Below are 24,986 nucleotides of genomic sequence, written 5' to 3'. Positions count from 1 at the left end.
TTCAAGAGATTGAAGAAATCGAAGCAATTCGATAAAAGATCGGAAATAAAGCTGGCTATGACTGAAGAAAACACACCGAACGAAGCCGATCAGGTAAACGTCAACGACGGCGCCGCGGGCGAGGGAAGCTCCAATTTCCAGCCCAAGATCGACACCAACCAGGCCGGCGCGTCCGAAGCCTATGGTGAAGGCTCCATCCAGATCCTGGAAGGCCTGGAGGCCGTGCGCAAGCGCCCCGGCATGTACATCGGCGATACGTCCGACGGCACCGGCCTGCACCACCTGGTGTTTGAGGTGGTCGACAACTCGATCGACGAAGCATTGGCCGGCCATTGCGACGACATCGTCGTCACCATCCACGCCGACAACTCCGTCAGCGTCACCGACAACGGCCGCGGCATCCCGACCGGTATCAAGATGGACGACAAGCACGAGCCCAAGCGCTCTGCTGCTGAAATCGCCCTGACCGAACTTCACGCCGGCGGCAAGTTCAACCAGAACAGCTACAAGGTTTCAGGCGGCCTGCACGGCGTGGGCGTGAGTTGCGTGAACGCACTCAGCAAGATGCTGCGCCTGACGATTCGCCGCGACGGCAAAGTGCACGTCATGGAGTTCTCTCGCGGCTTTGTGCAAAACCGCATCATCGAACAAGTCAACGGTGTTGATGTGTCACCGATGAAAGTCATGGACGACACCGACAAGCGCGGCACTGAAGTCCACTTTCTGCCCGACACCGACATCTTCAAAGAGAACAACGATTTCCACTACGAAATTCTGAGCAAGCGCCTGCGCGAGCTGAGCTTTCTGAACAACGGCGTGCGCATTCGCCTCAAAGACGAGCGCAGCGGCAAGGAAGACGACTTTGCCGGCGCCGGCGGTGTGAAAGGTTTTGTTGAGTTCATCAACAAAGGCAAAACGGTTCTGCACCCCAACGTGTTTGCCGCCATGGGCGACCGCGCCAGCGACCAGGGCACCAACATCGGTGTTGAAGTTGCCATGCAGTGGAACAGCGGCTACAGCGAACAGGTGCTCTGCTTCACCAACAACATTCCCCAGCGCGACGGCGGTACCCACCTGACGGGCCTGCGCGCCGCCATGACCCGCGTCATCAACAAATACATTGATGACAGCGAACTGGCCAAGAAAGCCAAGGTTGAAGTCACCGGCGACGACATGCGAGAAGGCCTGTGCTGCGTGCTGAGCGTGAAGGTGCCAGAGCCCAAGTTCAGCAGCCAGACCAAAGATAAGCTGGTCTCCAGCGAAGTGCGCGGCCCGGTGGAAGACATCGTGAGCCGCCTCCTGCACGACTACCTGCAAGAGCGCCCCAACGACGCAAAAATCATCGTCGGCAAGATCATTGAAGCAGCCCGCGCTCGCGAAGCCGCGCGCAAGGCCCGCGACATGACACGCCGCAAAGGTGTTCTCGACGGCATGGGCCTGCCCGGCAAGCTGGCCGACTGCCAGGAAAAAGACCCCGCCATGTGCGAGATCTACCTGGTCGAGGGTGACTCCGCCGGTGGCTCTGCCAAGCAGGGCCGTGACCGTAAATTCCAGGCCATCCTGCCCCTGCGCGGCAAGATCCTGAACGTTGAAAAAGCCCGCTACGAAAAGCTTTTGACCAGCAACGAAATCTTGACGCTGATCACCGCCCTCGGCACCGGCATCGGCAAGGCAGGCGGCATTGGTGGCACGCCAGGCACCGACGACTTCAACGTCGCCAAGCTGCGCTACCACCGCATCATCATCATGACCGACGCCGACGTTGACGGCGCCCACATCCGCACGCTGCTGCTCACCTTCTTCTACCGCCAGATGCCCGAGCTTGTTGAGCGCGGCCACATCTACATTGCGCAGCCACCGCTGTACAAGGTCAAGGCCGGCAAGGAAGAGCAGTACCTCAAAGACACCGCAGCGCTAGACGGCTTCCTGCTGCGCATTGCACTGAAAGACGCGTCTGTGCAAACCGGCGCTGAAGGCAGCACGGTTTTGACGGGCGAGACGCTGGCCGAACTGGCCCGCAAGCACCAGCTGGCTGAGTCCGTAATTGCCCGCCTGCGCGGCTTCATGGACGCAGAAGCCCTGCGCGCCATTGCCGACGGCGTGAGCCTGAACCTGGACACCGTGGCCGACGCAGAAGTGTCAGCCGTCACGTTGCAGGCCAAGCTGCGTGAACTCAACACCACCGGCGCCCCCGCCGAAGTGGCCGGCGAGTTTGACACCCGCACCGACAAGCCCATCTTGCGCATCAGCCGCCGCCACCACGGCAACGTCAAGAGCAGCGTGCTCACGCAAGACTTTGTGCACGGCGCTGACTATTCCACCCTGGCCGATGCAGCCGCCACCTTCCGCGGCTTGATCAGCGAAGGCGCAAAAGTCATGCGCGGTGAGGGCGAGCGCCAGAAGGAAGAAAAGATTGGTGACTTCCGCCAGGCCATGGCCTGGTTGATTGGCCAGGCAGAAAACGCCACCGCACGCCAGCGCTACAAAGGCCTGGGTGAGATGAACCCCGCCCAGCTGTGGGAAACCACCATGGACCCGACCGTGCGCCGCCTGCTGCGCGTACAGATCGACGACGCCATCGAAGCCGATCACGTCTTCACCATGCTGATGGGCGACGAAGTGGAGCCACGCCGCGAGTTCATTGAACAGAACGCCCTGCGCGCCGCCAACATCGACGTCTAAGCGACCACTCAGTTCTTACTTGACACCATGACCGAAGAAACCAAAACAGCAGAGCGCCCATCGCTGCCCGACCACCTCTCCACCGACGAGCGCAGCCCGCACTTCGTCAGAGCGATCTTTGAACACGACATCGGTATCCGCTTCAACGACAAAGAGCGCAACGACGTTGCCGAGTACTGTATCAGCGAAGGCTGGATCAAGGTGCCCGTGGGCAACAAGGTCGACCGCAAGGGCAACCCGCTGATGATCAAACTCAAGGGCAAAGTAGAGTCGTTCTACAAGTAACCAGCCCGGCTGTGAGTCAATGCGTTGACTGGCCGGACCTCCATGAACACCATGAAGTTTGAACCTTTGAAAAGGTTGATTTCATGGTGTTTTCATTTTTGGCGACCACACACACCTGAGCCATGAGCCGCATCGCCGTCATCGACTTTGAAACCACAGGCCTGTCGCCCGCGATGGGTGACCGTGCGACCGAAGTGGCCATCGTGCTGGTCGAGCACGGCCAGGTGGTGGACAGGTTTCAAAGCCTCATGAACGCGGGGCGCTATATCCCGTCCTTTATCGAAAGCCTGACAGGCATCAGCAACGCCATGGTTGCCGCCGCGCCTGTAGCCGAGAAAGTCATGGCCGAAGCAAATCGCTTTGTCGGCAACGCGCCCATGGTGGCGCACAACGCTTCTTTTGACCGCAGGTTCTGGGAGGCTGAACTAAGCCGCGCAGGGGAGACGGCAACCCAGCCCTTTGCCTGCACCATGCTGGTCGCCAGAAGACTGTATCCCCAGGCACCCAGCCACAAGCTCGGCGTGCTGATTGACTACCACCGCTTGCCTAAAGCCGGCCGCGCGCACAGGGCTATGGCTGATGCGGAGATGGCGGCATTACTGTTGCACCAGATACAGCATGACTTGCGTATCCGGCATCGTATTGCAAGAACTGATCACTCGGTTTTAATGGGACTGCAGCGTTGTGCGAAACCTGCTGTGCCTGCGTTTATTGCTCGGCATGCGGAGGTTTCCTTGTAATGGGAAATTGGCGTGCCGAGAATTCGATGTCTGATAGAAATACAGGGGGTTGACTATGGCGTTTGATGCCTTGGCCTATTTTTATGATTTTGAGGTTCCCGATTTTCCGCAGGAGTGGTTGCCGCTTACCTATCTATACGATCCGGATTTACCGTTATTTCCGATCCTGTATTTTCACGAGATGGATCCCACTCTTGGTAGCGGACAAAGAGCAGGTGAAAGAGATCGAATTTTTGGATTTGTTCATAGCATTGCCTTCAACAGATCAACCGGTCGTTTGCGTATCACTCTGGCTATCAGCAAGGATCTGTCGCTGCAGCTAAATGCTAAGTACATAGCTGTTGCAGAAGCCGCCGCAAGATCACGACTTGGCTTAGATGATCCTGTCGTTCTGAGCGATATCGTTGGTGCATTGACTGGTGCATTGGCGTCAGCGAATAACCTACTGCGAGAGTTGTGGGAACAAATCGTGGTGAGCTCGTTTGGTGGAAAACTACCATTTGGAAAATGCTGGGACCCGGTTTTTGGTTTGGCTCGATATATCGCCAGCTGGAATTCAGATGGAGGTCGCAAGGGGGAATTAATCCAGTTGCATGCTTATGTGGCTTCTTTCGGAGAAAGAATTCAGACCGGCGGCGGAATTCATGCAGACTTTTATTTATTGCCCGCGTGGAATGAATTTCGCGACGTCTCAAATCCGCTGGCCCTATTCCAGAAATACTCATCTTTGGTTGGCCCTGGAGGAGCGACGGAATTTTTTGCGCAGCGCTTTGTTACCCCGATAGGTGCAAATGGGGTTTCATATAGTCGGTTTGAGCTGAGTAAATTGCGGGCCGTAACCGGTCAGAATTTCCGGAGACTTGATACTCCAGCGTTAATTTCATTAATGGAACAGGCACCAGCTAGGGGTCGAGCAAGGGCCGCGTTGTACGACAACTACTCTGCATTCAATAGAGGGCCTCCCCGAGCAATCCTGTCTCTCCTAATGCACCATGATTTACGAGTAGCTAATTGGGACCCATCGAACTTATCTCAAGTCGACTGCGTTGCCCAATACACGCGGTTGGGCTCGAGTTACCAGAGTCCAAAAGTAATGCAACTTTTTGCACAGCAGTGTTTTGGTTCTCTGCCGGTTCTACCAATAGATAACTGGGTCGAGACATTTGTAAAAGCGCCGCTGGCCCTGGTCCCAGTAAGAGGGCAATTTCATAGCGGTGTTTTTGCCAGTAGTGCGATGTGGGGGAAGATAGAGCGGCTGATTTGGATGGCTGCTCAGGCACGGAAAGTTCATTCGTCGGTGGCTGAAAATATTTTGTGGTGTGTGAGGTATGGAGGGCCGGATAAACAGATGCGTCGCGCAAATCCATTTGGGTGCAAAGTTTGCGATTCCCACATCCGTAACGTGTGTCCTTCTTATGCTGCGATAAAGCAGCTGCCAGTCTTATTTAATGCTCAAGCCAAGCCAAAGTTCGGCTTTAACATCCGTTCAGGCTCTCAAGACAACGTAACGCAGAATCAGGTGTTTGTCGCGTGCGATGGCGTTGATGGATGCGACGAATACACACCGAAAGATCGACCTGCTCAATTTGGCCCATATCCATCTCCGGGCCATTTAGGTGGTGCATCCATGACGGTTGCTCAATTTCTGAATACGTATTGACCTAGCCGCTTCGGGTGTCGTACGGTTCCGATTAGCGGGTTCAAACTCCCAGATGGTGAGACCGTACCAGCACAAGTTTTAGTTAATGTTTTTCTAGTTCATTTGTGTCGCGGTTTGCACTCAGCGTTGTTTGCCAAAAGGGCTCGTTCGTACCGGACCATTTGAAGAGTTCGCGGTGTGAAAATACTAAAGCTCCCTTCGACGAGTACAAAGGTATGTCTAGACTGTTCAAAGTGGTTCGGCAGTCAAGGTTTCATACAGAGTATGCAGGCCACTCACGTTGATCCGGAATTGGCTACGAGCCTTGACCTTCGAATTCGCAGAACCGGCATTGGTTACCTTAGAGCCTGGATCAAACACGACGGCTCCCACGCTCAGTGCCTGAAGGTACTTTGAAAAATCTGTATGCGCGCCCATCAATATCGGACTGCGATACTGATATGAAATTGGATCTTTTGTGCTCGTATACGGCACATATGCGGCAAAGGCATGTTTTCGATTCCAGTGCGTCAGCAGTTCTGCGAACCCCCAAGACGCAGCGTTGGCACCGTCGGCAGCGGATAGATAAATTGTTCCGTTGACGTCGGTCACTTTACCTGAGCCTGCATCGAAGCCGCTGAGATGCATAGTCATACCGCTGGCTGCGCATGGAACACCTACTTTATGGAGCCCGGTAAAGTATTTAACCCCGCCATCTAGAAGGCGACCATATTTTTCAACGAAAGCCTTCACGCCGTTTTCTCTGTACCAACCGCCGTTTGGTTCCGGCGTCATCAGCGTGACTCGTTGCCTGCTAAACGCTTTGATTTCCCACCCAAGATAGTCGGGCTCCGCATTCCCATTAGGGGTAATGCCCAACAACGCTTCCAATGTATAGCCGCCTCCATTCGGTGCTTTGTAAGGAATTACGTTTCCATTCTTGTCTCGGCGGCAAGATGGATGCGTACCCCGCAGATAGATCTCTCTCAGAGCATCCAGAACAAGCGCCCTGTTTTGTGCTGAGTCAACTGGAAGGGTGAGCTCCATGAACAGACCGTCGGGCGGATGTTCGGCGAATGAGGAAAGTAATTCTTCAGCGAGACTTGATGACTCGGGCGCCAAATGCGCGAATGTCCTGTTGTCGGTGGTTGTTCCGAAGATCAGAACCCTGCCGTCAGTGCCGCGGCGTTGATCTTTGGGCCGCTGTTGCAAATCTGCGGATGGGGCAGAGGCACACCCCATCAGAAAACCGGACAGGCGCACCTCGGGGTACTGCGGATAGAGGATGAGCTGTGTTCCCGGTGCTTGCTCCGTGGTCGTATCGGTTACCCAAAAAAATCTCAACGGCGCTTTGAAATTCGGAACGCTTAAAGCGGGGTGGGCCGTTATTTCTCCGTGGGGAAAAAAGGAGAGAACTTCAAATTTGCTACCGAGATAAATTTGCTGCTTTGAATTGTCGTTTTCGGCAAGACGTTTGCAAAAAACGCGAGTAGCTCCGAGTCCCTTAAATCGAGCGAGAAGTTGATTTACGTTTTGAAAAGCCACGACCTTGCCCTCTGGATATTTCGAGATATGGGGCATCGTAGTTGACAACCCAGTCGCGGGCAATGAGATATGGCTGCGTAGTTGTTTGTTTGACGGCTTGGCGAACTGCACATTCCCAGATCACCACGACGCGCCATCCAAGGCTGTGCAACTCGCGCACATGCCGCTTATCTCTGGCCACATTGCCAACTAACTTCGTCTCCCAGAACTCTGTATTTGTCGATGGCCATCGAAAGCCGCTGCAGCTATGACAGTGCCAGAAGCAGCCGTTCACAAATACCACGGTCTTATGACGTGGGAAAACCAGATCTGGTTTTCCCGGTAGTAATGATCCACCCAAAGTGAACCGCAATCCAAGGCGATGCAAGTTTGCGCGAACAGCTATTTCCGGCTTGGTGTCCTTGCCCTTGATACCCGCCATCATCCGGCTACGGGTAGCCTGATCAACAACATCAGTCAATGTTTAGCCGCTGCAACGAATTTATGATGTGCGAATAAGCTACTTTGTGAGCATTGTCGCCATGAGGGTTGATGGGACGTGTGTGACCTGATTAAGCCGCTCTTGGTATTGGCTGATTCTCTTGACGAATGGATTCAACGATTAGCGGCTGCATAGCTCTGGCGACTGCAGTCATGACCGGAACGATCACTGAGTTGCCAAACTGCTTATAAGCCCTCGTATCGGAAACCGGAATTCTCAAACTGTCCGGAAAGCCCATCAAGCGCGCGCATTCACGTGGTGTTAGGCGACGGGGATTCTTTTTGCTCCCTTGGCTCACGAGAATCTCAGAGCCATCTTTGTAGTAACGCGCAGACAGCGTGCGTGTAACGCTGTCTGGAGTGACGAGGCCGAAACCGAATCCATTACCCGCTTCTTGGTGCTTCTTTTTGTAGGCTTGCAAGTAAGCCCAGAGCTTGTCAGTCAGCGTGTACTTGTCGAGTACTTTGCGTTTTGCGTGGTCGTAATACTTATCACCGTCCCATTCCAGTTCCGGTTCGCCGACTTTTTTGTGAAGAATTTCGCCAAGGGTGTGCTGGCCTTTGCCCGGCAGATCAACCATATCCCAGTCAAACATGACCGGCTCACGGAACCCGACGATGATGATTCGCTCACGATGCTGTGGCACAAAGTGAGCGCCGTCGATGACCTTGTGGAAAACCTGATAGCCGAGTTCATCACGCAGGGTTTTAAGGATGACGTCAAACGTCCGCCCCTTGTCATGGGACTGAAGATTCTTGACGTTCTCAAGCATGAAGGCGCGAGGACGTTTCTCGGCAATGATCCGCGCCACATCAAAGAACAGGGTGCCTTGAGTTGCATCCGCAAAGCCGTGTGCGCGCCCCAAGGCATTCTTTTTTGAAACTCCGGCGATGGAGAAGGGCTGACAGGGGAATCCGCCCAATAAGACGTCGTGGTCTGGAATATCTTTTTCGTGGATTTGGGTGATGTCACCGTTCAGCGGGTGCCCGCCCTGAAAGTTCTCTGTGTAGGTCTTCTGGGCATAAGAGTCCCACTCGCTGGTGAACACACATTCACCGCCGATTGCTTCAAACGCGAGCCGGATGCCACCGATGCCGGCGAACAGGTCGAGGAACTTGAAGTCACCATTTCCCGAAAGGGGGCCGAAGTTGAGGAGTCTCTGAAGCTCGGCCGCGATGTGCGCCGGTGGAGGTAATTCGCCCGTCTCCCATCGGCGGAGGTGGCGAGGGCTGACCTTGAGGTGTTTGGCTACCGCTTCTTGGGTGTGGGTTTTGCGAGCGGCCGCCAAATAGGCGATGGTTGCGGAGTGGTCGGCAGTGATAAGTGGTGTGGTTTTCATGCGGCGGGAATAATTTCGGACATTTTGTCCGCTTTTTGTCCCCTTGTACATTCATCCAGTGGTTTTATTTTGTTTGTTGTTGTCTATCTACAGGGGATCCGGGCCTGCCTATCGCGGGCCTTTTTCCGATCGTCGCGTATCCGATCCTGGGTTTGACCGTCGAGTGGCTGGCGAGCCATTGCGTCTAGATGTTTGATGCGTTCGTCCAATGCTGCGCACTCCGCTTTCATCGCGGCATAGTCGTAGTTGGGTTTGCTCTCTGCTATCACCGTTGATTGAGCTGGTGGTTCTGCTGCTGGAGGTGTCTCCGGTAGGCGGACCGCATCCATCAGGTTGTGATTTTCCTTAGTCACGACCCGGCTGGTCTTTGCGCCTGCAGCACAGTCGCCGTCGCTGTATGTGGTTTTGCCGTTGGCTAGGCACTTGGTGACGAGTCGACTCCCTGGTTCTGGTGCTGTGCTGGGTAGAGGCTGTCCTTGTGGTTGCCCTGTGGCCTGGCTGGGGCGCGTGGGCGCCGGCGTGATTCCGGTGACCGGCGGGCGTTGATTCCACCAATCAGTTGTTCGGTAGCCTGCGTAAATGAGAGCCAGGAGTGTGAGTAGTGCGCCAAGCCAACGGAGAACGGGTTGCTCAGGCGGCGGAGTGAAGGGCCGCTCGCGGTCAGCACCTTTCAAAAAATCATGATCCATCAAACCCTCCTTGCGCGCATTTGTTTGTACTGACGATACCGCACCAATAGGCTTTGCAGAACTGGGGTCTTCGTTGCCAGGGGCCATACGGCTGGCTAAGCTTTTCCTTTTCAACCAACGAGGACAAGCCCATGCCCAACACCCCATCCCTCCCCGAAAGCATCATGTCCCACGTCTCCATCGGCACAAACGACTTTCCACGTGCCAAGGCGTTCTACACCGCTGTGCTGGGTGCGATGGAGATCAAGGTGATCATGGAGCACCCTGGTGCCGTCGCTTTTGGGCGCGCGTATCCGGAGTTCTGGGTGGGTGTGCCGCACGATGGCGGGAAGGCGCATGTGGGCAATGGCTCGCATTTTGGTTTCCTCGCCGTTTCCAAAGCGCAGGTGGATGCGTTTTATGCCAAGGCGCTGGAGCTGGGTGGGCAGGGTGATGGCGCGCCGGGCCCGCGGCCTTTGTATGGGCCGCAGTATTACGGCTGCTTTGTGCGGGACCTGGACGGGCACAAGATTGAAGCGCAGTTTTCGGATACATCTGCGGGTTGATGTAACGCTGGTCTTAAGTCAAATGGGCCGTTGGGCCAAGCAGAACGTGCGCGAGCAGCTATTTAATTCATAGCAATCCGGCTTGCTTTCCCTTCGCCTTGTCGCGCTTGGGTACGGGGCGCTGTCTGACATGGGCGGGCATTCGGGGTTTTCAGAATGGTTGTTACGCGGGTTGGTGTTGCCTTGTTTGCACGCTGGCCCTTGTTCAACCCCTTTATCTGGAGACACACCATGCCGAACAAACAGAACGCAAAAAACAAGCAGAACAAGCAACTCGCAACCGAGGACGCACGCAACCAGGCCGGCGGAGCGATGGAGCAAGACGGCACACCCAAAGCATCGGGCCACGGCGGCAAGGTTGAAAACGACTTCAACCAGATGGGTGAGCAAAAACCTACGCAGAAGAACGAGGGCCAGCGCACGGCCAACAGCCGCAGCGACCGGGAGTCGCATGTGGGCGGCAGCAACCAGCTGCAGTCGCGCCGCGGCAGCACGGGGCGTTGACGTGGCTGCCGACACGTTCAGCCGCGGGGCGGGGGTGAAGGCCGGCCAGTTTGATCACCAGAGCGGCGAGCACCTGACGCTGGACAGCGCGAAGATTTACTTTGAGGTTCACGGTGATGACGCCGACCCGCCGCTGCTGTTTCTGCACGGTGGGCTGGGCACGATGAAGGACTTCAACAGCGCCCTGCCGCTGCTGCAGAAGCGCTTCCGCGTGATCGGCATCGACAGCCGGGGCCACGGCAAGTCAACCCTGGGCACGGCGGGCGTGACCTACCAGCGGCTGGCGCTTGACGCTGCTGCTGTGCTGCAGCACCTGGGCGTTGAGCGCTGCAGCGTGGTGGGTTTCAGCGACGGCGGCATCACGGCGTTGCGCATGGCCGCGCAGACTGCGTCACTGATCGACAAGCTGGTTGTCATTGGCACCGACAAAATGCTCAAGGCCGATGACCCGGTGCGCAAGCTGCTGGGCGGCGTCACGGCGCAAAGCTGGGCGAAAAAATTCCCCGAGTCGGTGGCGCTGTACAACGCGGTCAACCCGCAGCCCGACTTTGCGGCGCTGATTGATGCCGTCGTGCCGATGTGGCTGGACGACGGCCCCAGCGGCTACCCGGGCGACTGCGTCAAGCAGATCAGTTGCCCCTTGCTGGCGATTCGCGGCGATGAAGACCACCTGGTGTCGCGTGCCAGTGTGTTTGAGCTGGCGGAGCAGGTGCCCGGCGCGAAGCTGCTGAACATTCCGTTTGCCGGCCATGAGGCGCACAAGGACCAGGCCGAAGGGGTGATGGCGTGCGTGAACCGGTTTCTGGAATGAAATAAAGGCCATTTTCATCACGAAAAGTGGCTGCAGCCCTGGCAGAACGTGCGCGAGCAGCTATCAATACCATAGCGCTTGGTGCTTTCGGCGCTGTTCGCATCTTTACCTGCCGCTGAGGCATTTCCTTACAAACCGCAACGTGGCAGACGCATGGCTCTAAGTTTGGCGGCGCAGGATGAACGCTTGTTTTTTTCTGCGGGGCAACCACCTGCAGACATCGCCGAGAAAGGCCGCCATGAAAAAGATCGCCGACTTCCTGTTTCACCCGCGCTATTTGCGGGCCATTCCTTCGCTGGTGGTGCTGACCACCGCCATGGCCTGGAGCGTGGCGCCGGACCCGGATGCGGTAGACACCGTGCAGAAGCGGGCAGGCGTGAGCTTGTCGCTCAACCACACGGCCGCGGGCAACAGCCCGAACGACAAGCTGCTGGACAAGCCCGAACAGGCTTGAATGCGGCCCAAGCGGTCGTAACGCCCTAGGGCTTGGCCGCGGCCATCCAGCGGCCGATCTTGCCGACCACTTCGGCCTCCAGCCCGTTATAGCCGTGGTACGCCATGGCCTCACAGGGGTCGCCCCGGCTTTGGCCGCCGGTGAAGGTCAGCAGCTCGGCCTTCGGCGTCTTGGCCAGTTTTTCCATCAGCTGCGGCATGTCACTGAAGGCGCAGAGCTTGCAGCCGTCTTGTTCGTGGTGCACCACCAGCACCGGAATCGTCAGTTTCTCCATCGGCATTTTGGGCACGGCGCGGCCGTTGGGGTCGGTCAGGATGGTGGACGTGAGCACGATGCCGTCGGGGCCGCCCTGCGCCGGCGCCGCCTCCGTGGCGATGTAGGCGGCCGACTGTGTGCCGCGGCTGGTGCCCACCAGCCACACGGGCACAGGCGACTGCTGCTTCAGCCACGCAATCACGGCCAGCACGTCGGCGGTGTGTTCGGGCTTTTGCCGGTTGCCCGACAGAAACGGCGGCGACTGTTTGTCTGACGGCGCATCAATCACCGCGACCGCAAAACCGGCGTCGGCAAACTGCTGGCGCGTGCGCACGACGAAGTTGCCGTTGCCCCAGCCATAGCCGCCGCTGTCGTTGATTTGCAGCCCGCCGTGGCCGCCGGCCATCAATATGACGGAGGCTTTGGGGGTGGCGTTCGGGGTGGGCGCGATGTAGACAAAGCGCTGGGTCACACCCGGGCGGGTGGGAATGTCGACCACGCGCGGCGCACTTTGCGCCAGTACGTTCCCGGCCACGACCATGCACAACAGCAGGAGAGCGGGCAGTGCGTGGCGCAGCCACAGGTACCGTGCGGAGGAATGCGGTGTCATGGTGGGGTTCCTGTGAGGACGTTTCGGGATTTGTTTAAAGAAAATAGGGCTGCAACCCAATCAGGACGGGCGCGAGCAGCTATCAAAGCAATAGCGCGCGCGTTGAACGCTGCTGGCGCGCCGGTGCTTCATGGCGCCGTCGCGGCTTTGATCCACTGCACCATCGCCTCGCTGGCCACGACCGGTGTGGTGAGGTGGTTGGCCTTGACTTCGAGGTACTGGCTTTTGGGGTTGGCGGGCAGCTTGTCGGCAAAGTAGGGACGGGCGTATTTGCTGATGCCGTCGTCTTCGCCCACCACTGTCAGCACGGGGGTGCCGGCCGGGATGCGCGGGGCGGTGACGCCCATGTCGGCATCGGACTCGGGGTCGAAATAGCTGAGGTAGTCTTTCGCGGTGGCCGTCACGCTCAGCTGCTTGCCCTGGTTGATGTCGGAAAAGCGTTCACGCGAATCGCCCTTGCCTGCGGCAACCAGTGCGCGGGCTTCGTCCACGCTTTCGCGCACGACCTTGCTTTGCGGCGATGCGTAGTAGCGCGCCGGCACATGGCCGGGCGCCAGCAGCACCAGTGCCTGCACGTCGCCGCCGCGCGCGGCAAAACTCATGGCGGCGGGCACGCCCAGGCTGTGGCCTGCAATCACGATTTTCGTGGCGCCCTGGCTGCGCAGGGTTTTGACATGGCCGGTCATTTCGGCCATGGCCTTGTCCCAGTTGCCGTCGATATAGCGGCCGCGCGACCAGGGCATGTCGGGAAACAGCACCAGCATGCCTGCGCCTTCCAGCACGGGCTTGATGCGGCTCATGTTGGGGTCGTTGTTGCTGCCGGGGTTTTTGCCGTGCAGCATCAGCACGCCGATTTTGGGGTTGCCGTCTTGCGCGTGGACGGCGCCGGCCAGCAGGGCAGACGCGAAAAGAAGGCCCGTGGCAACAAAGTGCTGGAAATGTCTGCGGCGCATAAAGCCTTTCGGGCGGTGGCTGATGGGGGATCGAGGTCGGGCCCAATATAACCCCGGCAAACCGCCGCGACAGCCGGGTTTGCACGCAGGGGCCGGGCTTCCTACAATGGCACGATGAACGCCGTCATGCCGCAAACCACCCCCAACGCCCCGGCAACCCCCTTGCTGGCCAGTGAGCCTGACCGCGCGGCTTACCGCGATTACGCGCAGCCCGGCCTGGACCGTGTACGCACCTTCTACCGCAACAACCACCAGAACCAGACCTACGATTTTGTGCAGCGCAAGAAAGCCGAGTGGCTGGCGTTTTCGCAGCGCGAGATGACGCCCTGGGCCGCGCTGGAATTCCTCAACACGCTGGTCGATGAGTCGGACCCGGACATCGAGCTGCCGCAAATCAGCCACCTGCTGCAAACCGCCGAGGCTATTCGCGCCGACGGCCACCCCGACTGGTTTGTGCTGACGGGTTTCATCCACGACCTGGGCAAGGTGCTGTGCCTGTTCGGCGAGCCGCAGTGGGCCGTGGTGGGCGACACCTTCCCGGTGGGTTGCAGGTTTTCAGACCGCATCGTTTACCCCGAATACTTTGACCTGAACCCCGACAGCCGTGACGCGCGTTACAACAGCGAGTACGGCGTGTATGCACCCGGCTGCGGGCTGGACGCGGTGCACATGTCCTGGGGCCATGACGAATACCTGTACCAGCTGCTGAAGTCGCATTTGCCGATGCCGGCGCTGTACATGATTCGCTACCACTCCTTCTACGCCTGGCACCGTGAGGGCCAGTACGGCCACCTGACGGACGCGCAGGACGCGGCGCACCTGGAATGGGTGCAGAAGTTCAACCCCTACGATCTCTATTCCAAGAACGACAGGCCGCCGGTACTGGCCGAACTCAAGCCGTATTACGACGACTTGATGGCGAAGTATTTGCCGGCGCAGCTCAAGCTGTAGTTTGTAGTTTCAGCCCGGGCCCTCAGTCCTCTTCAACGCCGTTGCTGCTGCGGCTGCTGCGCCAGATAGCGCGCACCAGCCATATGCCGCCGGCCATGGCGCCCGTAAAACCCAGAAAGCCGAAGGCCGGCAGGCCAAACAGCGTGGGCCCGCCCTTCACCGTCATGACGATGGACGAGCCGATGATGAGCGCGGCGATCACCAGCGCCATAGCCAGCCGGTTGGCGGCGCGGTCCAACTGGTCGCCCACGCGCTTGAGGTGGGCCAGCTCTATGCCCACGTGCACGCGGCCGCGGCGCGCGTTGCGCAGCAGGCGCGACAGATCATGCGGCAGCTGCCCGGCCAGGGCCAGCGCGCGGCTGAAGGTTTGCCAGCTCCGGGTGGCCAGGGCCTTGGGCTGGTAGCGGGCGCGCACCACTTGCCGCAGCAGTGGCGTGGCTTCAGTGGCCATGTGAAAGCCCGGGTCCAGCCCGCGGCCCATCCCTTCGAGCGAGATGAAGGCCTTGATCAGCAGCGCCAGGTCAGGCGGCAGGCCCAAGTGGTGCTCGCGCAGGATGGCGGTGACATCGGACAGCATTTGCCCCAGGCTGAGCTGGGCCAGCGGCGTGCCGTGGTACTGGTCGACGAAGGTTTCGATTTCGGACTCAAGCTGCGACAGGTTGACGCCATGCTCGTCGCCGGTCCAGTCGAGCAGCACGTCGGCCACGGCTTGCGGCTGGCGCTCGACCAGGCCCAGCAGCAGCTGCAGCAGCTCTTCCCGCCGCCGCGCGGTCAAGTGCCCGACCATGCCGAAATCAATAAAGGCGATGCCGTTGCCGGGCAGGTAAAACACATTGCCGGGATGCGGGTCGGCGTGAAAGAGGCCGTCTTCCACAATCATTTTCAGCACGGCGCGGGCGCCGCGGCGGGCCAGTTCGCCGCGGTCAAAACCGGCCTCGGGCGTGAGCTGCTCCAGTGCGCTGCCGGGCACGCCTTCGACCAGGTCTTGCACATTGACGCGCGGGCCGGTGTGGGCCCAGTGCACGCGCGGGATCACGACATAGGGCAGCGGCGCCATGTTGACGGCGATGCGCTCGGCATGGCGGCATTCGGCGGCCAGGTCGAGCTCACGGTGCAGCGACTTGGCGAGCTCGCGCACCAGCTGGCGCGGGCGGTAGGGTTTGAGTGCGGGCAGCTCTGCCTCGGCCATGGAGGCCAGACGCTCCATCAGGCGCAGGTCGGCTTCGATGACTTCGGTGATGCCGGGGCGGCGGATCTTGACGATGACTTCTGTGCCGTCGTGCAGCTGCGCGCGATGCACCTGCGCTATGGAGGCGGCCGCCAGCGGCGTGGCGTCAAAGCGGGCGAAGACGGTTTCGGGCTCGCCGCCCAGGTCTTCGCGCAGCTGCGGCAGCAGGAGGGCCAGCGGCACGGGCGGCACGTGGCTGTGGAGTTTTTCGAACTCGGTGATCCATTCGGGGCCGAAGAGATCCGCGCGCCCGGCGAGTACTTGCCCGAGCTTGACAAAGGTGGGGCCCAGCTCTTCCATGGCCAGACGCACCTGCTCGGCGGGGCTGATGCGGGCGAGGTCGGCCACGCCGTCCCAATGCAGCGCATGGCCCGCGCGTTCAAGCCTGTCGGCCAGGCCGAGGCGGCGCACGCTGTCGCCAAAGCCGTGGCGAACCAGCACGCCGGCGATTTCTGCCAGGCGCGTCATGTCACGCGCAGCGCCGAAGGTCCCGATCAACATCGAATGATGATAGCCCTGAGTTGTGTTGGCGGGCTTGCCTTTTGTCAATTGCAGGGCAGGCGCGGCGGGTTTTCTGGCGTGCTCTATTTGCGGGCTGCGGCGGCTGAGGCGCCGGATTTTTCCTTCTTGTCGGGCAGCTCGATCTTCACTTCCAGCACGTCCAGGTTGTCCTGGCGCTCCAGGTGCAGCTTGATGTCGTGCGGGTCGATGCGGATGTACTTGGCGATCACGGCGATGAGGTCGCGCTGCAGCGCGGGCAGGTAGTCGGGCTCATGGCCGCGCCCTGTGCGTTCGTGCGCCAGGATGATCTGCAGCCGCTCCTTGGCGACGTTGGCAGTTTTTTTCTTTTCGCCGAGAAAAAAGGACAGGAAGGACGCCATCGTTTTATTTCCCCCCGAACCAGCGCTTGAAGAGGCCGGGTTTTTGCGCGTCGATGAAACGCATGGGCTTGTCCTTGTCGCCGAGGAAACGATCGACCACGTCCTTGTAGGCTTCCGACACATCGCTGCCGTTCATGTGCACGGCCGGCACACCCTGGTTGGAGGCTTGCAGCACGGACTCGGATTCGGGGATGACGCCGATGAGCTTGATGCGCAGGATGTCCTGGATGTCTTCCAGCGAGAGCATCTGCCCCTGGTCGACGCGGCCGGGGTTGTAGCGGGTGATGAGCAAATGCTCCTTGATGGCGTCGCCGCCGTCGATGGCGCGTTTGGTTTTGCTTGAAAGCATGCCGAGGATGCGGTCGGAGTCGCGCACCGAGGAGACCTCGGGGTTGGTGACGATGAGGGCTTCGTCGGCAAAGTGCATGGCCATGAGCGCGCCGGTTTCAATGCCGGCGGGGGAGTCGCAGACGATGTACTCGAAGTCCATCTCGCCCAGGTCTTTCAGCACTTTCTCGACGCCGGCTTTTGTCAGGGCGTCTTTGTCGCGCGTTTGCGAGGCGGCCAGCACAAAGAGATTGTGGCACTGCTTGTCTTTGATGAGCGCCTGGTTGAGCGTGGCTTCACCCTGAATAACGTTGATGAGGTCGTACACCACGCGGCGCTCGCAGCCCATGATGAGGTCGAGGTTGCGCAGGCCCACGTCGAAGTCGATGACCGCGGTTTTGTGCCCGCGCAAGGCAAGGCCGGTTGCAAAGCTGGCACTGGTGGTGGTTTTGCCCACGCCGCCCTTGCCGGAGGTGACCACAATGATTTTTGCCATCAGATAAAAGTCCTTTTGAAAGCGATAGATATTTCAGCCGGGGCCGCGGAACCGGCTTTGCCGGGCCGCAGGCGAAGTGAAAAGAGTGGGGCCATGTCTATGCGGCCAACACATTCATGACGAGACGGTCGCCTTCCTGGCCTTCTTCTGCGGGAACGAGCCGCACCTGCGTGGGCTGGCCTGCCAGGCCTTCGGGCAGCGGGTGTTCAGCGGTGCGGTACACGCCGGCAATCGAAATCAGCTCGGCTTCCAGCGCCAGCGAAAAAATGCGTGCCTCGGTGTTGCCGCGCGCGCCGGCCATGGCCTTGCCGCGCAGCGGCGCATACACGTGGATGTGGCCGTCGGCAATGACTTCGGCGCCGGCGTTGACCATGGCCAGCACCACCAGGTCGCGGCCGCGTGCATACACCTGCTGGCCTGAGCGCAGGGGTTTGTCGACCACCAGGGCGCCCAGCGGGGCGGCGGCGGGCGCGGCCACCACCACGGGCGGTGCTGGCTGTTGCTGCTGCACCGGTGCTGCCGCAGCGGGGCGGTCGGGCAGCAGGTGGGCGTCGGGCACGGGCAGCAGCCCGGCTTGCAGGGCGGCCGCCATTTGCGCGGGGTTGCCGCCCTTCACGGAAAGCGGCACCAGCTGGTAGCTGCCCAGCAGGGTGATGAGGGCGGGGAAGTCGATGTCGCCCACCGCGCGGCCGCTGCGCACTGCGGCGGATTGCAGCGGCGAGAGGTCGATCATCAGCGCGTCCTGGTCGAAAAAGTCGGGAATGTCGCCAAAGCGGGCTTGCAGTTCTTGCGCCAGGGCGACGAGGTCGGTGGACTTGAGCAGCAAGGCCACCAGGGGCAGGTTGGCGCTTTTGATTTCGAAGGTGGCGGGGGTGGTGGCCTGTATGGCAACAGTCATGGATGGAAAGTCATGGGCAGAAGGACAACGGGCGACCGGTGCGGAAAATGAGGGCGAGGAAAGATGGCCGAGGGTAGCGTGCGAAGGGGCTGATTCGCGCGCACGCTTTGTCGCACTTGTGAGCGTATGAAACGCTGGCCGGCAATTTGTAGCGCGCGGGTGGCTGCGGTTGTGCGGCGCGGCAGCCCTGCTTTAAGCGGCCCCCGGCATTGAATGCGCACGGCCCGTACCCATGTGCAGGGCTCATCAGCTCGTCATTACCCTGGACATTTCATGAACTTCCTGCCGCTGGCGCTTGTAACCGCGCTGCTCCATGTTTACATTGGTGCACGCCTTCTCCCCGGGCTGGGGGCGTATCCCGCGGGGCAATGGCTGTTTGCCGCGGTCCTTCTGGTGTCGGCGCTGGTTATGCCACTGGGGCTGATGGCCGGCCGTGTGGCCAAGCAGCCTCTGGCCGATGTGCTGACCTGGGCGGGCCTGCTTTTCATGGGCCTGTTTTCTTCGCTGCTGGTGTTGACGGTGGCGCGTGACGCGGCCCTGATGGTGCTGTGGCTGGCCGATGCCGTGGCGCCCGGCCACCTGCCGCTGGCGTGGCTGCGCACGGTGTCGGCCGAGGCGGTGCCGCTGCTGGGCGGGCTGATCACCGTGCTGGGTTTTCTGAATGCGCGCCGTACGGCTGCCGTGGTGAAGGTGGACGTGCCCATCAAGGGCCTGCCCGCTGCGCTGCAGGGGTTTACCGTAGCGCAAATCAGCGACATCCATGTGGGGCCGACCATCAAGCAGGCGTATTTGCGCCGCATTGTCGACAAGGTCAATGCACTGGATGCCGATGTGGTGGCCATTACGGGCGACCTGGTGGACGGCAAGGTGAGCGAGCTGGCCTCGCACGTCGCGCCGCTGGCAGAACTGCAGTCGCGCCACGGCACGTATTTTGTAACGGGCAACCACGAGTACTACTCGGGCGCGCATGCGTGGATTGACGAGCTGCGCCGGCTGGGCCTGACGGTGCTGTTGAACCAGCACGTGGTGATTCGCCCGCCTCTTCTTGCTGCAGGCCAGGACGCCACGCCGCTGGTGCTGGCGGGTGTGACGGACTACAGCGGTGGGCATTTTGACCCAGCTCATCGCAGTGACCCGGAGGCGGCTCTGCGTGGTGCGCCGGCGGAGGCTGTGCGCGTGCTGCTGGCGCACCAGCCGCGCAGTGCGGCGGCGGCAGCCAAAGCCGGCTTTGACCTGCAGCTGTCGGGCCATACGCATGGCGGGCAGTTTTATCCGTGGAACCTGTTTGTGCGGTTTCAGCAGCCGTTTACGGCGGGCTTGCACAAGCTGCAGAACCTGTGGGTTTATACGAGCCGCGGGACGGGGTACTGGGGGCCGCCCAAACGGTTTGGGGCGCCTTCGGAGATTACTTTTTTGAGGTTGGTGGTTGGGTGAGGTTGTGTTGATTTGATGGGTGCGTACTTTGCTGAGTGTTGCTGGCCGGGGGTTGCCCGGCATGCAACTCACTTTTCTTTGCTTCGCCAAAGAAAAGTAAGCAAAAGAAAGGCGACCCTGGTTCCTGCGTCCCTTCGCTTCGCTGCGGGCAACCTGCGGTGCTCGGTCCAGCCGGGGTCAAAAACAACTCGCCTGCGGCTCAAACAAGTTTTTGCCCTGATCCGTCTGGACCTCCGCTCCTCGGCGCATCCACAAGGGGGGTGGAGACAGGAATACCAAACAGCCGAAGACAAGACCCCGAATACCGGAAGAAACAAGGACACGCCATGGCGTGTCCTTGTTGGTATTGGAGTTGGTATTTGTCTTTGTCTTCGGTCCCCGCTCCCGATAGCCCCTTCTGTCTGCGCCGAGGAGCACAGGTTCAGGCGGATCAGGGATCGCGATTGTCTGAGCCGAAGGCGAGTTCGAGCGAGACCCCGCCTGGACCGAGCACCGCAGGTTGCCCGTAGCGAAGCGTAGGGTCGCAGACAGCAGGGTCGCCTTTTCTTTGGTGACTTTCTTTTGGCGAAGCAAAAGAAAGTTACTTGCATGCCGGGCAACCCCCGGCCAGCCACCCTCAGCAAAGTCCGCCCCGCTTGAACAACAACAGCAACATCGTCTACCCTCCACCCATGCCCCAAACCCTAACTCTCCGCCTGAACCCAGGCGACGACCTGCGAACAGCCCTGGACGCAGCATTCGCCCAGCTGCAGGCCGAGCAGAACACCCGCGCGGCTTGCGTCATCTCTGCGGTGGGAAGCCTGTCTCGCGCCGTGCTGCGCTATGCGGCCGAGCCGCAGGGGACGGTGCTGGTGGAACCGCTGGAACTGATCACGCTGTCGGGCACGTTGAGCCCTGACGGCGCGCACCTGCATGCCAGCGTGGCCAATGCAGGGGGAGAAATGTGTGGTGGCCATGTGATGCCGGGTTGCCTTGTGCGGACGACCGCTGAAATTGTGCTGGTGTCGTTGCAGGGCTGGGTGTTTGCGCGTGAGCATGACGCGCGGACCGGGTTCAAGGAACTGGTGGCGAAGCCGGCAACGCCCTGGTCTTGAAAGCAGAGGCCGCGTCTGTAGGCCGGCCCTGACAGCCGCGCTGGCGTCATGGCCATGGCGGGCGTGGAGGACAGGCGTAGAGTGGTGTTAACGCACTACCATGCACGCAACCTACCAGCACCCACCATCAAGGAGGCATGTTCATGTTGAAACAACCACGCTTTTCCGTCGCTGCCGTCGCCCTGCCGGGCGCTGTGTTGGCACTGGCATTGACGCTTTTCACAGGGCCACGGGCGGTAGCGCAGACATCGCAGACCACACAGCCAGCTGAGGCACCCGATACCGCAGTGCCGACGGCGCCCTTGAGGAATCCGCTGAACCGCAACCCGGCGCGCCGGGCGTCTGAACCCGAAGCGCCGCTCCCACCGCCGGATCCGCGTGACTCGACCATCCGCCCGGTGACGCCACCGGGCAACGACGGCCGTGATGTGGTATTGCCCCCGCCGAATGCGCCAACGCGGCCCCCGCTTGCCAGGCCCTGAGGCGGATTTTCTGCCTGTTTATAGCCCGTGAGCGGTATGGCGTGGCATCAAGGATGAATGCCAAATACCGCCCTGACCCAATAGGGATAAGCGCAAGCAGCTATTAAATTGATAGTGACTGACCGGCAGCAGCCTTCGGTGTGCGCACCTTGCGGGCGCCGGCCGAGCTGCGGTTTTTCCGGTAGTAACGCTGCGGCGAATCTTTCTGCATCATCCGGCGGCGCAGGCGTGCGGGATGAAAGACCTGTTCGTACTGCGTGAGCCAGCGCTGTTCGCTGGCGTCGGGTGAGGGGGCTGTCTGCCTGTCGGCGGCGGGGCCAAAGCGCAGGGACGCCGGGGCGTCGGCCGGCTTGTGGCCTGGTCGTACTTCTTCCGGGGGCAACACCGGCGCAGCGTGCCGGCCGTGGCCGGAAGCCTGCGGGCCCAGGTAGTCGGACTCGACACTGCATTGAGGCGTGAGGATAGCCCAGCGCATGTGGGCAAAGCGGCGGGCAAACAGCGGCGCCACGGCTTCAACGATGTGGTGTTCCGGCTCGAACCAGGCCACATGCAGCGGGCCGCCTTGCGGGCGGGTTTTAAAGGTGTCGTCCTGCACCGAGTGAAAGCGCAGCTGGGCTTTCATTTTCTGCATGTCATGGCGCACCTCTTCGGCCATCTGCCGGGCGAGCGCCATGTCGGCGTCGAGCTGGTTGTGCCGCAGTTCGGGCTCATGCACCAGGCGCCACAGCAGGCGGTAGAGCAGGCTGAAGCGCTGCGGGTTGTTGTGCAGGATGACGGCCTGGCACAGGGTGAGAAATTCGGGTGGCACGGCGACGGTGGGTGCGTCGCTGAGTGCGGGGCTCTGCGCTGTGCCGGTGGGCTGCGGGCCTTCAGTAGCGGGTGTGGTGCCGCAATGCCAGCTGACTTGCCCGGGCAGGATGTTTTGTGCCAGCAGGCCGCGTGCGGCACGGCGAAAGCCCTCGAGGTCCGTCTGCCCCTGCAGCGTGACGGGCAGCATGGCTTGTGGAAAGAGGTCGTTCGTCAGCAGGTCATTCATCACGCCCATGGACACATCCTTTCTTCACGATTCAAGCACCCATGGTGCGGCGGCGGCCACCGCTGCGGGTGTAGGCAAAAGAGCCGACTTCCTGGGTGCGGGCGGCGCATTGCCAGGACAGTAAGCTGGAATTCACTGTATTAATATACAGTGTTTTGGTGGTTCAGGTGTGAAAGCGGGGCGCAAATCCCTGGCCTTTTGTGGCTTTGTCGCCTAAATCAGGCTGAAACCAGCCCAAAAGGGCCGGGCTGGCGGCAACGGTGCCAAACATGCTGCAGCGTGCGCTTTTGACCTGGACGGGGGTGGCGTCAGCGCTTTTTGTGGGCCCGCCGCAGCTTTTTGGCGTGGGTTTCCATGGCGAGATACGCCACAACCGCCACGGTCAGTGGCACCAGGTAATAGATCACGCGGTAAGCCACCAGCGCGGCCAGCAGTTCGTACTGCGGCATCTCGTGCGACAGCAGGGCGACGAACACGGCCTCCAGCACGCCGAGGCCGGCCGGCACGTGGGTGATCACGCCGGCGATGGCCGCCAGCAGCAGCACGCTGACGACGGCGGAAAACTCGATGCGGTGCTGCAGCAGGATGAAAATAATGCCGGACATGATGAGCCAGTTGCCGGCGCCCATCAGCAGCTGCAGGCCGGCCAGCCGCACGGAGGGCAACACCACCTCATGGCCGCGCAGCCGCAGCATGCGCCGGCGGGAAAACGCGCAAATGCCGAGATAACCCGCGACAACGGCCAGCAGCACCGCACCGATCAGGCGCAGGGAGTTGGTGGTGACAGGCCAGTCCAGGGGCAGGGTGGGCGGCTGCAAGGCAAACACCGTGCCGGCGAGCAGCAGGTACCCCATCCAGTTGGTCAGCATGCTCAGCGACATGATGCGGGTGATGGCGCCGTTGCCCAGGCCCAGGCGGGAGTAAAGGCGGTAACGAAAAGCCACGCCGCCCACGAGGGAGCCGAGGTTGAGGTTGAAGGCGTAGCTGACGAAGGTCACCGCCATCACGGTGGGGGCGCGTAGCGGGTGGCGGGTGTAGTGGCGGCCCAGCAGGTCGAAGGTGCTGTAAAGCGTGAAGCTGGCCACGGCCAGCAGCACGGCGCCCCAGGCGGCGGTGAGGGGGTAGTCCTCCAGCGCGGTGAGGACCTGGGACCATTCAATCTTGCGGGCCTGCGAGAACAGCAGGCTGGCGATGAGCAGAAAGAACGCGGCGGTGGCACCGTGCCTGAGCCATGGCCACCAGGCCTTTTTCTTCGGCGCGGCGGGCTGGGGCTTGCCGCTGCGCGCCTCGCCGGGCGGACGGGGGGGATGGGGCGTGGGCAAGGTGCGGCTTTCGGCCATCACGCGCTCAAATGGGTTTGGCCTGGGGCGGCGGCTCGCGTTCCTCTGGCGCGGCTGCTTGGGCGGGCGTGATGCGCGGCGCGTGCGCCGGCAGCCAGCCAGCCCAGGCGGGGTAGCGGCGCAGCAGGTGAAAGACAAAGTAGCTACGCAGCGTGCGCCACCACGTGGGCTTCACCAGGTCCTGGCGGCCTATCTGTTTGCAGCTGTGCTGCATCAGGTGGTCCAGCCGCGAACCCAGGTCGTTGTTGAAGGTGCGGTCGCGGATCATGACGTTGGCCTCGAGGTTGAGCGCCAGGCTGAGTGGGTCCAGGTTGCTGGAGCCCACAGTGGCCCATTCGTCGTCGATCATGGCCACTTTGCCATGCAGGGGCCGGTCGCAGTATTCGTAAATGCGCACACCCGCGTCCAGCAGGTGGTGGTAGAGCATGCTGGCGGCGGTCTTGACGATCGCCATGTCGGGCTCGCCCTGCAGGATGAGGTGCACGTCCACACCGCGCCGCGCGGCGTGGCGCATTTCCCTGAGCAGCCGGTAACCGGGAAAGAAATACGCGTTGGCGATCACGACGCGGTGGCGCGCCGTGCGGATGGCGGCGCGGTAGTGGCGCTCGATGTCGTTGGTGTGTTTGCGGTTGTCGCGCGTGACAAAAAGCGCCGCGGCGTCGCCCGCCGGCGCGGGCACGTCGTCCCTGCGCCATGTGCCGGCCACGGAACGGGCGCGTTCGGAAAACCGTTCACGCAAGCCCGTGGGCGCTTCGCCGCCGGCGCCGGCATTGCGCTGGCCCGCCGCCAGGGCCCTGCGCACAAAGCTGTGGATGTCGGCCACGAGGGGGCCTTCGATCTCGACGGCATAGTCTTGCTTGGCCTGCGGGCCGAAGTCGGCCAGGTGGTCCGCCGAATAGTTGATGCCGCCGACGAAAGCACGTTCGCCATCGACGACCACAATCTTGCGGTGCATGCGGCGAAACAGGTTGGTGCGCCAGCCCCACAGCCTGGGCCCCGGGTCAAACACATGCACGCGCACGCCTGCCCGCGTCAGGGTCGAAATGAATTCAGGTGACAGGTCCGGAGAGCCATAGCCGTCAATCGTCAGGTCGATCTGCACGCCGCGCCGCGCCGCCTGGTGCAGGGCCGCGTGCAGCTCTTCACCGACCTTGTCTTCAAACAGGATGAAGGTCTCCACCACCACCTCGCGCCTGGCCGCAGCAATGCACTCAAAGACGCGCGGGAAAAACTCCTCGCCGTTTTCAAGCAGCTGAAACTGGTTGCCGCTTACCCAACGACTCATGT

Annotated in this window: 24 protein-coding genes; 12 read left to right on the top strand and 12 right to left on the bottom strand. The window is 60.8% G+C overall.

Annotated features, from left to right (window positions below):
- Positions 1-57 precede the first annotated feature (57 nt).
- The 4 genes from gyrB to AC1DWQ_RS15390 all read left to right on the top strand — a co-directional run bounded on the left by gyrB (position 58) and on the right by AC1DWQ_RS15390 (position 5,367).
- Complete coding sequence (gyrB, locus tag AC1DWQ_RS15405; RefSeq protein ID WP_477670430.1) at positions 58-2,682, top strand: DNA topoisomerase (ATP-hydrolyzing) subunit B; 2,625 nt, start codon at positions 58-60, stop codon at positions 2,680-2,682.
- A 27-nt stretch (positions 2,683-2,709) separates the two neighbouring features.
- Complete coding sequence (locus AC1DWQ_RS15400; RefSeq protein ID WP_477670429.1) at positions 2,710-2,967, top strand: DUF3297 family protein; 258 nt, start codon at positions 2,710-2,712, stop codon at positions 2,965-2,967.
- A gap of 122 nt (positions 2,968-3,089) precedes the next feature.
- Positions 3,090-3,707 (top strand): 3'-5' exonuclease, encoded by a 618-nt coding sequence (locus AC1DWQ_RS15395; RefSeq protein WP_477670428.1) that lies wholly within the window; start codon positions 3,090-3,092, stop codon positions 3,705-3,707.
- 55 nt (positions 3,708-3,762) lie between these two features.
- Positions 3,763-5,367: a hypothetical protein gene (locus tag AC1DWQ_RS15390; protein WP_477670427.1), complete on the top strand. Its 1,605-nt coding sequence runs from the start codon at positions 3,763-3,765 to the stop codon at positions 5,365-5,367.
- Between the two features lie 228 nt (positions 5,368-5,595).
- On the opposite strand, the gene AC1DWQ_RS15385 is transcribed toward AC1DWQ_RS15390, so the two are convergent.
- The 3 genes from AC1DWQ_RS15385 to dcm form a co-directional block, all read right to left on the bottom strand.
- Positions 5,596-6,891 carry an MvaI/BcnI family restriction endonuclease gene (locus AC1DWQ_RS15385; RefSeq protein WP_477670426.1) on the bottom strand — a complete coding sequence of 432 codons (1,296 nt, stop codon included), beginning with the start codon at positions 6,889-6,891 and terminating at the stop codon, positions 5,596-5,598.
- Positions 6,851-7,351, bottom strand: a complete 501-nt coding sequence (locus tag AC1DWQ_RS15380; protein WP_477670425.1) for a very short patch repair endonuclease — start codon at positions 7,349-7,351, stop codon at positions 6,851-6,853. The genes AC1DWQ_RS15385 and AC1DWQ_RS15380 overlap by 41 nt, the downstream gene beginning before the upstream one ends.
- A 91-nt stretch (positions 7,352-7,442) precedes the next feature.
- On the bottom strand, positions 7,443-8,711 hold the full coding sequence (dcm, locus tag AC1DWQ_RS15375; protein ID WP_477670424.1) for a DNA (cytosine-5-)-methyltransferase: 1,269 nt from the start codon (positions 8,709-8,711) through the stop codon (positions 7,443-7,445).
- Between the two features lie 820 nt (positions 8,712-9,531).
- Here dcm and AC1DWQ_RS15370 point away from each other — a divergent pair.
- The 4 genes from AC1DWQ_RS15370 (at position 9,532) to AC1DWQ_RS15355 (ending at position 11,714) form a co-directional block, all read left to right on the top strand.
- Complete coding sequence (locus tag AC1DWQ_RS15370; protein ID WP_477670423.1) at positions 9,532-9,945, top strand: VOC family protein; 414 nt, start codon at positions 9,532-9,534, stop codon at positions 9,943-9,945.
- Between the two features lie 312 nt (positions 9,946-10,257).
- Positions 10,258-10,449: a hypothetical protein gene (locus tag AC1DWQ_RS15365; protein ID WP_477667089.1), complete on the top strand. Its 192-nt coding sequence runs from the start codon at positions 10,258-10,260 to the stop codon at positions 10,447-10,449.
- 1 nt (position 10,450) lies between these two features.
- Entirely contained in the window at positions 10,451-11,260 is an 810-nt protein-coding gene (locus AC1DWQ_RS15360) for an alpha/beta fold hydrolase (protein WP_477670422.1), read from the top strand.
- A gap of 238 nt (positions 11,261-11,498) precedes the next feature.
- The gene (locus tag AC1DWQ_RS15355) at positions 11,499-11,714 is read left to right on the top strand and encodes a hypothetical protein (protein ID WP_477648569.1); all 216 of its coding nucleotides are present in this window, start codon (positions 11,499-11,501) and stop codon (positions 11,712-11,714) included.
- A 25-nt stretch (positions 11,715-11,739) separates the two neighbouring features.
- Here the strand turns inward: AC1DWQ_RS15355 and AC1DWQ_RS15350 are convergent, their stop codons facing one another.
- Entirely contained in the window at positions 11,740-12,579 is an 840-nt protein-coding gene (locus AC1DWQ_RS15350; RefSeq protein ID WP_477670421.1) for an alpha/beta hydrolase, read from the bottom strand.
- 128 nt (positions 12,580-12,707) lie between these two features.
- Positions 12,708-13,532: an alpha/beta fold hydrolase gene (locus AC1DWQ_RS15345; protein ID WP_477670420.1), complete on the bottom strand. Its 825-nt coding sequence runs from the start codon at positions 13,530-13,532 to the stop codon at positions 12,708-12,710.
- Between the two features lie 114 nt (positions 13,533-13,646).
- Here AC1DWQ_RS15345 and AC1DWQ_RS15340 point away from each other — a divergent pair, with 114 nt between their 5' ends.
- On the top strand, positions 13,647-14,483 hold the full coding sequence (locus tag AC1DWQ_RS15340) for an inositol oxygenase family protein (protein WP_477670419.1): 837 nt from the start codon (positions 13,647-13,649) through the stop codon (positions 14,481-14,483).
- Between the two features lie 22 nt (positions 14,484-14,505).
- Here the strand turns inward: AC1DWQ_RS15340 and AC1DWQ_RS15335 are convergent, their stop codons facing one another.
- From AC1DWQ_RS15335 to minC, 4 genes are all read right to left on the bottom strand, one after another.
- Positions 14,506-16,212, bottom strand: coding sequence for an ABC1 kinase family protein (locus AC1DWQ_RS15335; RefSeq protein WP_477670418.1), 1,707 nt, complete (start codon positions 16,210-16,212; stop codon positions 14,506-14,508).
- Between the two features lie 83 nt (positions 16,213-16,295).
- Positions 16,296-16,592, bottom strand: coding sequence for a cell division topological specificity factor MinE (gene minE / locus AC1DWQ_RS15330; protein ID WP_477670417.1), 297 nt, complete (start codon positions 16,590-16,592; stop codon positions 16,296-16,298).
- 4 nt (positions 16,593-16,596) lie between these two features.
- Positions 16,597-17,415: a septum site-determining protein MinD gene (gene minD / locus AC1DWQ_RS15325; protein ID WP_348046637.1), complete on the bottom strand. Its 819-nt coding sequence runs from the start codon at positions 17,413-17,415 to the stop codon at positions 16,597-16,599.
- 97 nt (positions 17,416-17,512) lie between these two features.
- Positions 17,513-18,313, bottom strand: a complete 801-nt coding sequence (gene minC, locus AC1DWQ_RS15320) for a septum site-determining protein MinC (RefSeq protein WP_477670416.1) — start codon at positions 18,311-18,313, stop codon at positions 17,513-17,515.
- Positions 18,314-18,586: 273 nt separating this feature from the next.
- Between minC and AC1DWQ_RS15315 the strand changes: the two genes are divergently transcribed.
- The 3 genes from AC1DWQ_RS15315 (at position 18,587) to AC1DWQ_RS15305 (ending at position 21,323) form a co-directional block, all read left to right on the top strand.
- Positions 18,587-19,747 (top strand): metallophosphoesterase, encoded by a 1,161-nt coding sequence (locus AC1DWQ_RS15315; protein WP_477670415.1) that lies wholly within the window; start codon positions 18,587-18,589, stop codon positions 19,745-19,747.
- A 671-nt stretch (positions 19,748-20,418) separates the two neighbouring features.
- Positions 20,419-20,841 (top strand): PPC domain-containing DNA-binding protein, encoded by a 423-nt coding sequence (locus AC1DWQ_RS15310; RefSeq protein ID WP_477670414.1) that lies wholly within the window; start codon positions 20,419-20,421, stop codon positions 20,839-20,841.
- Between the two features lie 143 nt (positions 20,842-20,984).
- Complete coding sequence (locus AC1DWQ_RS15305; protein ID WP_477670413.1) at positions 20,985-21,323, top strand: hypothetical protein; 339 nt, start codon at positions 20,985-20,987, stop codon at positions 21,321-21,323.
- Positions 21,324-21,426: 103 nt separating this feature from the next.
- Here the strand turns inward: AC1DWQ_RS15305 and AC1DWQ_RS15300 are convergent, their stop codons facing one another.
- From AC1DWQ_RS15300 to clsB, 3 genes are all read right to left on the bottom strand, one after another.
- Positions 21,427-22,368, bottom strand: coding sequence for a TIGR03915 family putative DNA repair protein (locus tag AC1DWQ_RS15300; RefSeq protein WP_477670412.1), 942 nt, complete (start codon positions 22,366-22,368; stop codon positions 21,427-21,429).
- A gap of 299 nt (positions 22,369-22,667) precedes the next feature.
- On the bottom strand, positions 22,668-23,699 hold the full coding sequence (locus tag AC1DWQ_RS15295; protein ID WP_477670411.1) for a lysylphosphatidylglycerol synthase domain-containing protein: 1,032 nt from the start codon (positions 23,697-23,699) through the stop codon (positions 22,668-22,670).
- 7 nt (positions 23,700-23,706) lie between these two features.
- Positions 23,707-24,984 carry a cardiolipin synthase ClsB gene (gene clsB, locus AC1DWQ_RS15290; RefSeq protein WP_477670410.1) on the bottom strand — a complete coding sequence of 426 codons (1,278 nt, stop codon included), beginning with the start codon at positions 24,982-24,984 and terminating at the stop codon, positions 23,707-23,709.
- Positions 24,985-24,986: the final 2 nt, after the last annotated feature.

The sequence above is a fragment of the Polaromonas sp. P2_G11 genome (assembly GCF_056403595.1).
This window is presented reverse-complemented; position numbering and strand designations above follow the sequence as displayed.

Excerpts from the sequence above, each read along its gene's own strand:
- gyrB (WP_477670430.1), top strand. The coding sequence starts at position 58 with ATGACTGAAGAAAACACACCGAACGAAGCCGATCAGGTAAACGTCAAC.
- AC1DWQ_RS15400 (WP_477670429.1), top strand. The coding sequence starts at position 2,710 with ATGACCGAAGAAACCAAAACAGCAGAGCGCCCATCGCTGCCCGACCAC.
- AC1DWQ_RS15395 (WP_477670428.1), top strand. The coding sequence starts at position 3,090 with ATGAGCCGCATCGCCGTCATCGACTTTGAAACCACAGGCCTGTCGCCC.
- AC1DWQ_RS15390 (WP_477670427.1), top strand. The coding sequence starts at position 3,763 with ATGGCGTTTGATGCCTTGGCCTATTTTTATGATTTTGAGGTTCCCGAT.
- dcm (WP_477670424.1), bottom strand. The coding sequence starts at position 8,711 with ATGAAAACCACACCACTTATCACTGCCGACCACTCCGCAACCATCGCC.
- AC1DWQ_RS15370 (WP_477670423.1), top strand. The coding sequence starts at position 9,532 with ATGCCCAACACCCCATCCCTCCCCGAAAGCATCATGTCCCACGTCTCC.
- AC1DWQ_RS15365 (WP_477667089.1), top strand. The coding sequence starts at position 10,258 with ATGGAGCAAGACGGCACACCCAAAGCATCGGGCCACGGCGGCAAGGTT.
- AC1DWQ_RS15355 (WP_477648569.1), top strand. The coding sequence starts at position 11,499 with ATGAAAAAGATCGCCGACTTCCTGTTTCACCCGCGCTATTTGCGGGCC.
- AC1DWQ_RS15350 (WP_477670421.1), bottom strand. The coding sequence starts at position 12,579 with ATGACACCGCATTCCTCCGCACGGTACCTGTGGCTGCGCCACGCACTG.
- AC1DWQ_RS15345 (WP_477670420.1), bottom strand. The coding sequence starts at position 13,532 with ATGCGCCGCAGACATTTCCAGCACTTTGTTGCCACGGGCCTTCTTTTC.
- AC1DWQ_RS15340 (WP_477670419.1), top strand. The coding sequence starts at position 13,647 with ATGAACGCCGTCATGCCGCAAACCACCCCCAACGCCCCGGCAACCCCC.
- AC1DWQ_RS15335 (WP_477670418.1), bottom strand. The coding sequence starts at position 16,212 with ATGTTGATCGGGACCTTCGGCGCTGCGCGTGACATGACGCGCCTGGCA.
- minE (WP_477670417.1), bottom strand. The coding sequence starts at position 16,592 with ATGGCGTCCTTCCTGTCCTTTTTTCTCGGCGAAAAGAAAAAAACTGCC.
- minD (WP_348046637.1), bottom strand. The coding sequence starts at position 17,415 with ATGGCAAAAATCATTGTGGTCACCTCCGGCAAGGGCGGCGTGGGCAAA.
- minC (WP_477670416.1), bottom strand. The coding sequence starts at position 18,313 with ATGACTGTTGCCATACAGGCCACCACCCCCGCCACCTTCGAAATCAAA.
- AC1DWQ_RS15315 (WP_477670415.1), top strand. The coding sequence starts at position 18,587 with ATGAACTTCCTGCCGCTGGCGCTTGTAACCGCGCTGCTCCATGTTTAC.
- AC1DWQ_RS15310 (WP_477670414.1), top strand. The coding sequence starts at position 20,419 with ATGCCCCAAACCCTAACTCTCCGCCTGAACCCAGGCGACGACCTGCGA.
- AC1DWQ_RS15305 (WP_477670413.1), top strand. The coding sequence starts at position 20,985 with ATGTTGAAACAACCACGCTTTTCCGTCGCTGCCGTCGCCCTGCCGGGC.
- AC1DWQ_RS15300 (WP_477670412.1), bottom strand. The coding sequence starts at position 22,368 with ATGGGCGTGATGAATGACCTGCTGACGAACGACCTCTTTCCACAAGCC.
- AC1DWQ_RS15295 (WP_477670411.1), bottom strand. The coding sequence starts at position 23,699 with ATGGCCGAAAGCCGCACCTTGCCCACGCCCCATCCCCCCCGTCCGCCC.
- clsB (WP_477670410.1), bottom strand. The coding sequence starts at position 24,984 with ATGAGTCGTTGGGTAAGCGGCAACCAGTTTCAGCTGCTTGAAAACGGC.